We start from the raw sequence: 13978 nt of genomic DNA, 5'->3' as shown, positions 1-13978 counted from the left end.
GTTTTTCACCTGAATAGCCAATTAGTCTTTCCTCCGTAACGAGAACATTGATGCCGCAGACAAGACTTAGCAAACAACTAGGTAGCCACTTTCCTCTCATTCAAGCACCCATGGCGGGAGGCGCGACAACACCATCCTTAGTTGCGGCTGTCTGTAATGCCGGAGCGATTGGTTCTCTTGGTGCAGGCTATTTAACCGCCAACGAACTTAGAGAGAATATTCTTAAAACTCGTGCTTTGACTGATAAACCATTTGCAGTAAATCTGTTCATTCCTGAAATAGCCGTAGCCAGCCAACAACAAATTCAACAAACTTGTAAAGTGATTACTAATGCTTGCGTAGAACTTAAGCACGAAGTTAAACCCATCAATCCTCCTTATACCCCTTCTTTCGAGGAGCAAATGAAGGTTATTGTGGAAGAAAGAATACCTATTTTCAGCTTTACTTTCGGCGTACTTGCACCACAGTGGGTAACCCAATTAAAAAGAAATAGTACTATCTTGATTGGGACTGCCACTACGGTTGAAGAAGCCTTGCTTCTCGAAAAATCTGGTATTGATATCCTGGTTGTACAAGGTAAAGAGGCAGGTGGTCATCGCGGTACTTTCCTTGGTAAAGCCGAAGATGCTCTGCTTGAGCTTAGAGAACTATTACCTTTATTAAAAACTCAGGTAAAAATACCGGTTATTGCCGCAGGCGGTATCATGAATAGTAACCATATAACTGAGACTCTCGCTCTTGGAGCTATGGGCATACAAATGGGAACCGCTTTTTTAACCTGCGTGGAATCAGGAATTCATCCAAAATATAAAGAAGTTTTATTAACTAGTCGGAAAGACAATACCGTACTTACCACGGCATTTTCAGGGAAATTTGCTCGCGGCATAAGAAACAAATTTACCGAACGCTTAACAAACCAAGAGAACTCTATTCTTGCCTATCCAATACAAAATGCCTTAACAAGGAGTATGCGTGTTGAGGCAGCAAAACAAAATTGCACGGATTTTATGGCCTTATGGGCTGGACAAGCAGCTCATTTATGCCAAGAGAAATCGGCTGCTGACTTAATAAGAGAATTAACCAATGAAGTTATTGAATTTAACCAATAGTGATCTCGTTTCTTTTCCTAAGGAAATTATAGAATATAACCAGTTAGAAACACTTTATCTCGATCAAAATTGTATAAGGCAATTACCTGAAAATATTTCTCAGCTAAACAAGCTTAAAAAAATAAGTCTCTATAATAACTATTTAACCGATTTACCCTCTTCTTTTTTTGCGATAGAAACCTTAGAGGCGGTCAATCTAAGTGCAAATAAAATTGCCTCTTTTTCAGAAAATATTTCCCAACTAAAAAATTTGCAAATTTGCGATATTCAGCACAATCAATTAACTGAAATCCCCGAATCACTCGGTAATTTGAGCAAACTACGTTTTCTTTATTTAGGTGGCAATCAACTTCAAACACTGCCCAAAACTTTTGGAAATTTAAAAAATCTCCTCTATCTAAATTTAACTTATAATCAATTTACTTCGCTTCCCGATTCCCTGGGAAAATTAAGTAATCTTATTGAATTACGCCTATACAGGAATCAACTTCAAAACTTACCTGAAGCCTTAAGCAAGTTAGCAAAATTGAAAGAATTATATGTCATGGAAAATCAACTAACCCAATTACCTTTATCGATCGGCAAACTAACCAATTTACGAAAATTGATGTTGGAAAATAATCGATTAAATACCCTCCCTGCAAGCATTGGTGATCTTAAAAAACTCACTGACCTAGATCTGCGCAATAATCAACTAACTCATCTCCCGGAATCAATTGGTCAACTTAAAGCACTACGGTTCCTTGATTTGCGAGCCAATCAACTATCCGAACTTCCAGCCACACTCCAGACATTGAGCAAGCTTGAAAAACTTGATTTGCGATTGAATAAATCCCTGCTTTTGCCTGATTGGCTACCTAAATTAGCACAACAAGGATGCACTATTTTTGCATAATTAACTGAAATTGCTTTAAAAAAACCCAAAATTAAACGTTTGCTTTTCCTCTAAAATCTCGCTATGGTATGGGGCACTTTCTAGCTTGATGGTTAGCGCCTGCAAATGCAAGAAACGCCTGATTGCTTTGATTTCTCTCGATTATCCTCTGAGGAAATCGCCCGTTTGCTGCAGCAATTTAATCTACGCTTGACCGTTGAAGAAGCGCTCACTATCCAGAACCGCTTGTTAAAACGCCCCCCTACTTACGCCGAGTGCGTGTTATGGTCGATACAGGGTTCTGAACATTGCTCATACAAAAGCAGTCGCAAGTATCTGAATCAGTTTGTTACAACTGCCCCTCATGTCATTCTCGGACCCAAAGAAGATGCTGGAATTGTTGCTGTAGCGACCGATCGTCAGGGCTTACGTTACGGAATTGTCGTGAGTCATGAATCACATAATCATCCTTCACAACTAGTTCCTTTTGAAGGGGCAGCAACAGGCGTAGGAGGCAATGTTCGGGATGTCTGCTGTATGGGTGCTGAAGTGATCGCCGTTGCAGACAGCTTGCGCTTTGGTGATATCAATCGTGCTAAAACGAAATGGATCCAAAAAGGCGTTGTCCAGGGTATTGCAGGTTATGCCAATCCCCTTGGTATTCCTAACCTTGCTGGCGATTTGTATTTCGATGAGGCCTACAATGAAAATTGCCTGGTAACTCTTGTTACTTTAGGTGTCGTCCGAGAAGATCAAATAATCCACTCTTATGCCCCTGCCAATGCAGAAGATTATTATTTTGTCCTGATTGGCAAGCCCACCGATAACAGCGGTTTTGGCGGCGCTGCTTTTGCCTCTGCGACACTCAGTACTGAACAGGAAGAGCAAAATAAAGGGGCGGTGCAAGAACCCAATGCTTTTTTACAACGTCACCTTCTTAAAGCCAATTATGCTTTTTTTAACTTGCTACGAGAACAAAACCTGCTTAGCCGTGTGGGCTTTAAGGATCTTGGCGCTGGTGGAATAGCTTGTGCCAGTGTGGAACTAGCGGAGGCTGGCGGCTATGGAGCAGACATTGAGCTCGACTCAGTACCAACCAGCATGGAGAACTTATTACCTGCAGTGATCCTGTGCTCTGAGACCCAGGAGCGTTTCATGTGGGTAGTCCCCAAAGAGTTAGTTACCCCATTGCTAACCCATTATAACGAACATTTTGCTCTTCCCGAAATCTGTAATGGCGCACAGGCAACAGTCATTGGTAAATTAAGAAATGATGGTTTATATGTTGTTAAATACAAAAATAAAACCATTGTTTCTGCTCAGGCCAAAGATATCACGCAAGGCATTCTCTACGATCGCCCCTATTGTACAAAAAATAAAATCTGCACTGAACCAGAGCCCTTCGCAAACGATGACTCGAATGAGATTCTTCTACGTCTTTTGGCACATGAAAATATTGCTTCTCGCGCAGCTGTGTTTGAAACTTATGATAAACAGGTACAAGGTCGCACAATTATAGAACCAGGCTGGGCTGATGCCGGCCTGATAGCACCTTTTAACGAAGATAAATACCCGGAGGAAATTCGTCTTACCGGTATTGCCTTATCCATCGATCACAATCCTCGTTATAACAAAATTGACGCTTACTGGGGAGCAATTAATGCCGTCCTGGAATCAGTGCGTAACATTGTTGCTATAGGAGCTTGGCCACTTGCACTGACTGATTGCTTATGTTTTGGCAATCCAGAAAACCAAGTCCAAATGGGTGAGTTTGTGGACTCAGTACGAGGAATTGTCGCTGCCTGCAAGGCAGTCACCATGATAGAAGCTCCTGATGTCAGCCTGCCTATTATTTCCGGCAATGTTTCTTTATATAATGAGTCTGCACAAGGCTCTATTCCACCCAGCCCTATTATTAGTTGTATTGGATCCATGCCTGATTTCTCCAAAGCACTGACTTATGCCTTAAAACGCCCAGGTTCAGTTCTGCTATTATTAGGTGAACGCAAAGATGAATGTGGTGGCAGTATTTATTATCAACTTCACCAGCAGCTTGGTAGCCAACTTCCTAAACCCGATCTAACTTCCTTTGCCAATGAAATTACAGCAGTCTATTCAGCTATCCAGCGTGGTTTGATTTTATCCGCCCATGATATTTCCGAAGGGGGGATAGCCGTCGCACTGGCAGAAATGAGTTTTAAAAATAAAATTGGTGTGAATGTCTTTATTCCTGGTGATTTACCAACTAACAAAAAATTATTCTCTGAAAGCGGTGGATTTATCCTTGAGGTATCACCAGAAAATTTAAGTGAATTGGAACAATTATTCGGTTCTTATCCTATTTCATATACAGCGATTGGAGAAACCATCGCCGTTCCTGTTTTGACTTTCAATTCCGTGATTAATTTGCCCATTAGCATCGCCAGTAATGCCTGGGAAAATGGCTTAAGAGAGAGGTTAATCTAAATGTCTAGCATTAATTATAAAATGGCTGGAGTTGATGTGGAAGCGGGTAACGAAGCGGTTCGGCGCATTAAACAAGCAGTAGAAAGTACCTTCTCTCCACAAGTATTAACGGGGATAGGCAGTTTCGGAGCCTTGTATGATTTGAAATACCTCATGCATCATTATGAGCACCCTGTACTTGTCCAAAGCATTGATGGAGTTGGTACAAAAATGATGGTCGCCAAAATGATGCAGAAATTTGACACTATCGGTATTGATCTTGTCAGTGCGACAACCAATGACATTCTGGTGATGGGAGCCAAACCCCTCACTTTGCTTGACTACATTGCCAATGCTAAATTAAAACCATTCGTTGTAGAGCAAATTGTCAAAGGCATTGCTTCTGCTTGCCGCAACGAAGGTATTTCTCTTGTCGGCGGTGAAACAGCAGAAATGCCTGGCACCTATCTTCCTGGAGAGTTTGACCTGGTTGGTGTCGTCACGGGTGTAGTTGAAAAAGACAAGGCTATATTGGGAAAAAACATCTGTGCAGGTGATCTTGTTCTGGCATTTCCTTCCAGTGGTTTACATACCAATGGTTATTCTCTTGCGAGAAAATTGCTTTTTGATATTGCTGGTTATAACGTTGAATCCCGGTTCCAGGATTTTAATCATACCATCGGTGAAGAATTATTAATCCCTCATCTGAATTACACGCAACCCATTTTGAAAATTCTAGAGAAGAACCTACCCATAAAGGGGATGGCGCATATTACAGGCGGCGGTTTATTAGAAAATATTCCTCGTATTCTACCGTCCGATTGCAGTGTAGAAATCACCAAGAAACAAATTCCAGAGCAACCTCTATTTAATCTTTTGCGCAAACTCGGCAACCTGGATGATAACCAGATGTACCGTACCTTTAATATGGGTGCAGGCTTGGTTTTATTTTTAGCCCCTGAAGTCCTTAGTTCTGTTCAGGAAGTCTTACTCAACTTTCCATCGTTCCCTCTTTACGAGATAGGCCGTGTAGTAAAAGGGGACAGACAGGTGCAACTATTATGATTCGCATAGGGTTAATCCAATTTCCAGGCTCCAATTGTGAACGGGAAACAGCTTTAGCGATAAAACGCGCCGGTATGGAACCAATCGACTTTTTATGGAATGAGTCTCTGTCAAAATTGCATAGTATGGATGGTTACGTCCTCGTTGGTGGTTTTTCTTACGAAGATCGCTCGCGTGCTGGAATTATTGCCGCTTTAGCGCCCCTCATGCAGGAAATAAAACATCAAAGTGAACAGGGTAAACCTGTATTGGGTATCTGCAATGGAGCACAAATACTAGTTGAATCAGGCCTGGTACCAGGCTTGGATACCGACGATACTGTGGCACTAACAGATAATAAACGAATTGTAGATGGTAAAATAATAGGAACAGGTTTTTACAATGCCTGGATTAACCTGCGGCTTGCTACTCATTATCGGGATAATGCTTTCACTTCTCATCTCTCCGCCAGCGATCTAATCCATTTACCTACTGCCAATGGTGAAGGACGTTTTATTATGCCGGAAGCCTTATTAGAAAAATTAGAAAAACAGGGGTTAATTCTCTTTCAGTACTGTGATGAACAGGGAGAGTTAATTGACAATTTCCCTATTAACCCCAATGGTTCTGTAAAAAATATTGCTGCCATTTGCAACACAACAGGAAATGTTATGGCAATCATGCCTCATCCTGAACGCACAATCCACGGCGATCCCATTTTTACTTCTATGCGTGCTTATATCGAAACTAAAAAGGAACAAACACCAGTCAGCAGAAAGGTCTCCGCCCAGACCTCCGTCGAATTACAGCCTTTTAACAAAATTCCTGGCAGTTATCAGTGTCTGGTTAAATTAATTATTACTGACAATCAAGCTTTAACTGTACAACAAACATTAAGGCAATTAGGTTTTCCTGTCCTTGTTCAGCGCTTTGTGCATTGGGAAATTGATTGTGACTCGCAAGACATGATTGAGCAAATAAAAAAGAGTGAGGTTTTATATTGTCCTCGTAAAGAACAATTAGCCACAGTCGGTGAGCTTGAGCAAACACAGAGTCCAACCTTCCTTGTACGTGCAAAAGACGATCTGATAGGGCAGCAGGCCTTACAAACCCTGACAAGCCATTACTCCGTAAAAGGAGTAAAAAAAATTAGCTACGGTGTGGTATGGCAGTTCAAGAGCGATACAGCCGATATCAATGAATTAATCAACTCTATTTTGTTAACAAACATAATTAGGAATCAATACGCACATGAATGCTATCAATATGACTACCAATTATTGTGATGAAATTCAGGCAGCATTACCCTTTTGCCTCAGTAAAACAAACCTACCTTTCGGTAAAAAAAATCAAGGTAAAGTACGAGATTTTTATGATCTTGGCGGACATATTCTCTTAATTACCACCGATAGATTAACTGCCTTTGATAGACATCTTGCTCTGATTCCTTATAAAGGAGCCGTATTAAACCTAACTTCCGCCTGGTGGTTTGAGCAAACCAGACATCTTATTCCAAATCATATTATTGCGGTACCTGATCCCAATGTAGTTGTCGCCAAAAAATGTACTGTTTTTCCAATTGAATTTGTCGTCCGAGGCTATATTACCGGCACCACAGAAACGTCATTATGGACCCAATACCAACGGGGTGTTCGTGACTATTGTGGTCTTTACTTTCCTGAAGGCCTACAAAAAAATCAGCGATTACAAGAACCTGTCCTAACTCCAACAACAAAAGAAGCTCATCATGATCGACCAATATCCCCTGCTGAGATTGTCGCAGAAGGATGGATGAGTGAAGAAGATTGGGCCGCCGCCTCCACATTAGCACTAAAGCTATACCAAGCTGGTGTTGAAAGGGCTGAAAAGCATGGTTTGATTCTAGTCGATACCAAATATGAATTCGGCCGTGATAAGGAAGGCAATATCATGGTAGTTGACGAAATTCATACCCCTGATTCAAGTCGTTATTGGTTAGCAACTAATTATCAGGCTCGTATCGCAGCAGGCTTAGAACCAGAAAACATCGACAAGGAATTTGTGCGCCTATGGTTTGCCAAACACTGTGACCCCTACAACGATAAAGTTTTACCACAAGCGCCGCGCGAATTAATTGCTGAGCTATCGGCACGCTATATTCAGCTCTATGAAATGATTACCAGTCAAGAGTTTGATTTTAGTGAATTTGATGAACCTGCGGAGCAACGCATAAAACGAAATATTTCCCATTATTTAAGGTAAGATCATGTGCGGCATAGTCGGCATTTACAGTCATGAACCAGTGGCTTCCGAACTCTATGACAGTCTTATTCATCTACAGCATCGAGGACAAGACGCTGCAGGTATTCTGACTTGTGAGCAACGTTTTTATAGTCAAAGTGGTTTGGGGCTAGTACAAGAAGTTTTTACTTCTGAAAATGTTCTTGCACTGAAAGGAAACATAGGCATCGGCCACACACGTTATCCTACAGCAGGCGGCTATACTGCCTCAGACATTCAACCCCTGTGGATTGGAAGTCCGCGCGGCATTGCGCTTGCCCATAATGGCAACCTGTCTAATTATCAGGAATTGGCCGATGAAATTCGCTTAAAACAATATCGTCACCTTAATTCCTCATTAGATTCCGAAGCGCTATTGCTCATGTTTGCTGACCAACTAGTTAATGAGGCTACCAAGAAAAAAGAGGATGACGATGATTTCTTTGAGCTTCTCTGCAAAGCGGTTGACTATATTTTTAATCATGTTGAGGGCGCCTACTCTATCGTCAGTACGGTCATTGGAAAAGGATTGGTTGCATTTCGCGATCCCCATGGCGTTCGACCACTTGTATGGGGGACACGCACAAGATCTGATAATAGCAAAGACATCATTTTTGCCTCGGAAACGACTCCGTTTTATGCGCTTGGCTTTAAACCGGAAGGAGATATTCAACCAGGCGAAGTAGCGTATGTTAATCGAGCGGGCAAATTATATCGTCGAGTAATAAAAACTGCTGAATTTCGGCCCTGTGTTTTTGAATATGTTTATTTTGCTCGTCCGGATTCAACTCTGAATAACGTTAGTGTCTATCGCGCGCGCTTGCGAATGGGACAAAACCTGGCTCTCCAATGGAAAAAAAAATACCCCAATATCCTGCCAGATGTTGTTATTCCGGCACCCTTCACTGCCAATACTGCAGCCTTGTCTTTTGCTCATGAATTAGGTGTGCGGTATTCGGAAGGCTTATATAAAAATCCATTTATAGGCCGTACTTTTATTATGCCTAATCAAAGTACTCGCAAACGCAATATCCGCTATAAGCTAACGCCTCAACGAACTGAAATCGCCAATAAAAATGTATTGATTGTGGATGACAGTATTGTCCGAGGTACCACATCACGTGAAATTGTAAAAATGGTAAGAGAATTTGGCGCTAAAAAAATTTATTTTGCCTCAACCTCACCCGCCATAAAAAACCCCTGTTTTAACGGTATTGATATACCTTCCCGTCAGGAACTAATAGCGGCCCACCTAACAGACGAAGAAATAGCCAAATACCTGGGCGTTGATGCGTTAATGTATCAGTCTCACCCTGATCTGATCGAGGCCGTAACCCGGCGTGGTCGCCATCAAATCAAACAACCTTGTATGTCATGTATGGATGGTAATTATTTCTGCAATACGATAAATACTCAAAAAATGATCCAGCTTGAGCAGCAGCGAAAAATGAATCGCCTGGAGCTAGAAGAAACGGAGACTTAAGACAATGAAGATCCTTGTTATTGGTTCAGGCGCACGTGAACACGCGATAATCAACGCTCTCTATCGCTCACCACAAAAGACGCAATTGTATTGCTATGCCAGCTTTGTTAATCCAGCCATCAAACCACTCACCGCTGATTATTGTACAGGTGATATCACCGCTTGCGCCGCTGTCTTAGCCCAGGCAAAACAATGGAAAATAGAGCTAGCTATTGTTGGCCCCGAAGCGCCACTGGAAAAAGGGATGGCTGATATTCTATGGCAAGCAGGTATTCCAACTATTGGCCCTAAAAAAGCGCTCGCACAAATTGAAACAAGTAAGGAATTTGCTCGCGATCTCATGCAGCAATACCATATTCCAGGCTTACCTCGTTACCAAAAGTTCTCCAGTCTCGCCAATCTTGATAGCTTTCTTCATGAACTGGGCGAAGGCAACTATGTTATTAAGGCAAATGGGTTAATGAGTGGTAAAGGCGTCAAAGTGGCAGGAGAACAGTTACACTCGTTTGCCGAAGCTAACGTTTTTTGCCAGGATATTATAGCTAAAAATCAAACCTTCCTTGTCGAAGAAAAACTCCTCGGCCAAGAATTTTCCTTCATGTGCTTTGCCGATGGTGAAAAACTGGTTCCAATGCCTTTAGTCCAAGATCATAAACGCGCTTATGATGGGGATAAAGGCCCTAATACAGGAGGAATGGGAAGTTATTCCGATTCTAATCATCGCTTACCTTTTTTAACAGAACATGAAATTAACCAGGCTTTTGCTATTAACCAGGCAGTTTTTCAAGCTTTATCACGCGAATTCGACGAAAAATACATCGGTATTTTATACGGCAGTTTTATTGCAACTAAAGAAGGTATATTCGTTATTGAATTTAATGCCCGCTTTGGTGATCCGGAAGCTTTAAATGTACTATCCATTTTAGAAACAGATTTTTTGGCAATTTGCCAGGCAATGATAAGCGGGAAACTCAACGAAGCAGAAATCAAATTTTCACCGCAGGCTACCGTTTGTAAATACGCTGTGCCTCAAGGTTATCCAGATAATCCTATTAAAAATTTTGTTGTTGATTTCAGTAAAATACAACAACAGGGAAATTTGTACCTTGCCTCCGTTAACCAAATTGATAACCAAATTTTTGCTGCGGGTGCAAGGACTGCAGCCTATGTTGGCATTGCAGATACTATTTTTACTGCAGAAATGCATGCTGAAAATGAAATTTCTCGTATTGATGGCCCTTTATTTCACCGTCAGGATATTGGTACTCAACCATTAATCCAGTATCGTATTGACGATATGGCAAGGCGCCGAAATTTATGATCCGTTTAGCCATCCTGGGTTCAACACGTGGCAGCAATCTCGATGCACTTGTGACTGCAATCGCTAAGGGGCAACTGAGTGCCACCATCACTTTGGTGCTCAGTAATAAAATTGAGGCAGGAATTCTAGCCCGAGCTAAAAATTTCGGTCTTAAATCGATATTTGTCAATCCAGAAGGTTTAAGTCGCGAAAATTTTGACCATCATTTATCGTCACTACTTCATCAACATCATATCGATCTGGTTGTTTTAATGGGCTATATGCGCATCTTATCTGCCTCATTTGTTTTAACCTGGCACAATCGAATCATTAATGTCCACCCTTCCCTGTTGCCTGCTCACGCAGGACTTATGGATCTGGCAGTACATCAGGCTGTTTTAGAATCCGCTGACCACTTAACAGGCTGCACAGTTCATTTTGTCACTCAGCAAGTCGATGCAGGACCAATTATTTTGCAGAAAACCTGCCCTGTTTTACCAAATGACACTCCGGAATGTTTAAAAGCCCGCGTACAGCAGCTCGAAGGCCAGGCTCTCGTTGAAGCAATTGCCTTGCAAAAAAACTACACACATGCTAAGGTCTGCAGCTAACTCACGCCACTTAACTAGCTTGTGGAGAATGTGAGCCTGCTGCAATGGCCAGCTACGAATCCTCGTTTTTATACTTTGGCACTGGATGACGTTTATTTAGGAAATAACCCATGCATTCGAGTCGTTCCTGGTACCCACTCTGCTTTTTTTCTTTAAGTCTGTTGTTGATATTCATCATTTTGCCTCTCACGCGCCAGGGAATGTTCATGGATGGTGTTATTTATGCGGCCATCGCTAAAAATTTAAGCCTCGGCTACGGGAGTTTGTGGCAACCTTACTACTCTCAAACTGATTTTCCTTTATTTTATGAGCACCCTCCTCTGGTTTTTTATTTCCAGTCTTTATTTTTTAGACTTTTTGGCCAAGGCTTCGGTGTTGAGCAATTTTATTCATTTTTAATGGCACTAGGGCAGTTTGCTTTAATTTCCTGGTATTGGTTAAAAAATAAAAATACGAGTTTCCTGACATTGGGATTATTATTGTTTTTGTGGTTGTTGACTCCTTTAAACCATATCTATACCAGTAATATGCTGGAAAGCACCCTAACCTTATTTACCACCTTCGCAAGTTTAGTCTTATTGGCTAACACAAAATCAAAATCAGCTTTCTTTCTCCAATACCTGATTAGTGCTATAGCCATTTTAGTCGCTTTTTTTTGTAATGGACCTACTGCATTTTTCCCTCTTGCAGTGCCTCTACTTAACAAACTTATCCTGGAACAACAAGCCCTTGTTAAAGGTATTAAAGAAACCCTGTTTTTAATCGCTCTTGTGGTCCTGTTACTGAGTGGTTTTTATTTATTGGTGCCTGCAGCACTGGTTAATACACAAAAATATTTTTCCCAACAACTCCTGGCCTCAATTACTGGTACACGTGAATTAAATTATGTTGGCTTAAACCACTTACATATCGTTGTCCTTTTTTACAAACCTTACCGCTTGGTGACTGTTTTTGCTCTTTTATCTTTGGCTATTTCCGCAAAAATTGAAGGGCAAAGTCTTGTTAAAAAATTTAAATCCAGTTTACAGGAAAAAAGAGCGTGGTTCTTTTTCGCCTTGGCATTGGTTTCATCCTTGCCAGTTGGCATCAGCCATCGACAAGCACTGAACTATATTATGCAATCAGCACCCTTTTTTACCTTGGCAATGATGTATTTTTGTTTTGAATCTGTTAAAACAATTGCTGATTATTGTAAGAGTAAACCTTGGTTTTTTAAGACACTTACAAGCTTGAGTTGCCTGATTTTTGTCGCTTGTATTGCTATAGTTTTAAATCTTGCTTCAGGCTTTAACCGTCATAAAGCCATGCTGGAAGATCTCAATTATCTAATCAACTACTGCAAAAATGATGAAATCATATCAGTAAGCCCTGCCCTGTATTATAAATGGTATACCGGCGCCTACCTTGCACGTAACTCAATGATTAGTGTAACCCCACAAGCTGGCAAAGCATTGTATCTTACCTTGAAGACTGAACCTGTTCCTGAGAATTATCACCTAATCAAGTTGCCGTTGTCTTACTATCATCTGGCACGTCACGATTAAGTACTTTAGGCTCAGGCCATACATGACGAGAATAGGCAAAATAATTTAGAAGAGAAGCCAAACCAATACCAACCCCAATAATCAGATTCTCTTGCAGAAAGCCACTGCCTAAATAAGTGATTCCAAATTTAAGCCAATAGCTCTGCAGATAAATCATAACCACCGAATAAAGACCAAACCAAAGCAGGCGCTTCATTTCAAAAAATTTGCTAAGCTTCAAACTGCTCTTAAAAGTAAAGTTACGATTTAAAATAAAATTATGAATAATCGCCGCTAATACAGCGAGTTGTGAGGCATTAAAAGCCGGCAGGTATTTGCGAAATAAATTATACGCGACAAATTGAACTGTCATACCCATCAAACCAACTAAACACATTTTTAAATAACGTTTGAGCTCATAATAACGTAAAGTAAAAACAACCTGTAAAGCATCAATAATGCTGTTCTTAGGTAATTTACTTTCTCCATCTTCTCTATCAATAAATTCTATAGGATATTCACAAATTTTGGCTTTACTTTTGTGCAACAACCAAAGTAGTTGTAGTTTATAAGCATAATGATTAGAAAGAAAACGTTGAGGAAGTACGTTAATCAAACTTCGTCGGCGCGTTGCCCGAAAGCCGCTCGTGAAGTCTTTATATTTGGGTGTTAGTACTGTTCTTGCAACATAGTTACCCAGTACAGAAAATACCTTACGATGCCATTCCCAGTTTTTTGGAATACTCCCCCCAGGCACATAACGACTACCAACCACCACATCAAAATCCTTTATTTTTTCCAGCATTGGCTTGATGTATTTAGGTTGATGAGAAAGATCTGCATCGAACTCAAAGACAATATCAGCATTCATCACAGTTAAAGCATATCTCATTGCTTGTAAATAAGCGGATCCCAGACCAGATTTTTCCTGCTCCCTTTTTAGATGCAATTTTGGATAATCATCTTGTAGAGAGCTTACAATATCTTGAGTCTTATCTGTTGAGTTGCTATCAAAAATTAAGATATGAACATCAAAATCCTCAATCGCTTCCACAGCAGCAAATACTTGCATAATGGTGTTCTTAATAACGAACATTTCATTATAGGTCGGAATTATTATAACAACTTTTTCTTTTCCTAATTGACCAGTTGGGGTTGGCTCGGGTATTAGGTGGTTATTGAAGTCCATCATCAAATCGTATATCTCTGATCTTGTGATATTTGGCTATAATAGTACTCGTCGACTTGCAAAAAATAAAGCGAACATCGACTCCTTTTAGAATCATTACTCTGAAAATCTAACCCGCAGCCCGGTTGTTCTCATAGATTT

The 13978-nt window shown here is 40.8% G+C and carries 11 protein-coding genes; 10 read left to right on the top strand and 1 reads right to left on the bottom strand.

The window, feature by feature from the left end:
• The first annotated feature begins 50 nt into the window (after positions 1-50).
• The 10 genes from ACN4Z1_RS13195 (at position 51) to ACN4Z1_RS13150 (ending at position 12669) form a co-directional block, all read left to right on the top strand.
• Positions 51-1109, top strand: a complete 1059-nt coding sequence (locus ACN4Z1_RS13195; protein WP_419388237.1) for an NAD(P)H-dependent flavin oxidoreductase — start codon at positions 51-53, stop codon at positions 1107-1109.
• Positions 1084-2004 (top strand): leucine-rich repeat domain-containing protein, encoded by a 921-nt coding sequence (locus ACN4Z1_RS13190; protein ID WP_419388236.1) that lies wholly within the window; start codon positions 1084-1086, stop codon positions 2002-2004. Before ACN4Z1_RS13195 ends, ACN4Z1_RS13190 begins: the two co-directional genes overlap by 26 nt.
• Before the next feature lie 105 nt (positions 2005-2109).
• Entirely contained in the window at positions 2110-4449 is a 2340-nt protein-coding gene (purL, locus tag ACN4Z1_RS13185; protein WP_419388235.1) for a phosphoribosylformylglycinamidine synthase subunit PurL, read from the top strand.
• A complete protein-coding gene (gene purM / locus ACN4Z1_RS13180) occupies positions 4450-5493 on the top strand; it encodes a phosphoribosylformylglycinamidine cyclo-ligase (protein ID WP_228362801.1) in 1044 nt (347 codons plus the stop codon).
• Positions 5490-6758, top strand: a complete 1269-nt coding sequence (gene purQ / locus ACN4Z1_RS13175) for a phosphoribosylformylglycinamidine synthase I (protein WP_228362802.1) — start codon at positions 5490-5492, stop codon at positions 6756-6758. The genes purM and purQ overlap by 4 nt, the downstream gene beginning before the upstream one ends.
• On the top strand, positions 6724-7713 hold the full coding sequence (locus ACN4Z1_RS13170; RefSeq protein WP_228362803.1) for a phosphoribosylaminoimidazolesuccinocarboxamide synthase: 990 nt from the start codon (positions 6724-6726) through the stop codon (positions 7711-7713). Before purQ ends, ACN4Z1_RS13170 begins: the two co-directional genes overlap by 35 nt.
• Positions 7714-7717: 4 nt before the next feature.
• Positions 7718-9214: an amidophosphoribosyltransferase gene (gene purF, locus ACN4Z1_RS13165; RefSeq protein ID WP_228362804.1), complete on the top strand. Its 1497-nt coding sequence runs from the start codon at positions 7718-7720 to the stop codon at positions 9212-9214.
• Positions 9215-9218: 4 nt separating this feature from the next.
• Entirely contained in the window at positions 9219-10535 is a 1317-nt protein-coding gene (purD, locus tag ACN4Z1_RS13160; protein ID WP_419388234.1) for a phosphoribosylamine--glycine ligase, read from the top strand.
• Positions 10532-11125, top strand: a complete 594-nt coding sequence (purN, locus tag ACN4Z1_RS13155; protein WP_115220396.1) for a phosphoribosylglycinamide formyltransferase — start codon at positions 10532-10534, stop codon at positions 11123-11125. Before purD ends, purN begins: the two co-directional genes overlap by 4 nt.
• A 110-nt stretch (positions 11126-11235) precedes the next feature.
• Positions 11236-12669, top strand: a complete 1434-nt coding sequence (locus ACN4Z1_RS13150) for a hypothetical protein (protein ID WP_419388233.1) — start codon at positions 11236-11238, stop codon at positions 12667-12669.
• Here ACN4Z1_RS13150 and ACN4Z1_RS13145 read toward each other — a convergent pair.
• On the bottom strand, positions 12626-13837 hold the full coding sequence (locus ACN4Z1_RS13145; protein ID WP_370634525.1) for a glycosyltransferase family 2 protein: 1212 nt from the start codon (positions 13835-13837) through the stop codon (positions 12626-12628). The genes ACN4Z1_RS13150 and ACN4Z1_RS13145 overlap by 44 nt on opposite strands.
• Positions 13838-13978 lie beyond the last annotated feature (141 nt).

The sequence above is a fragment of the Legionella sp. ST3F1 genome (assembly GCF_048553315.1).
Classification (GTDB): domain Bacteria; phylum Pseudomonadota; class Gammaproteobacteria; order Legionellales; family Legionellaceae; genus Tatlockia; species Tatlockia donaldsonii.
This window is presented reverse-complemented; position numbering and strand designations above follow the sequence as displayed.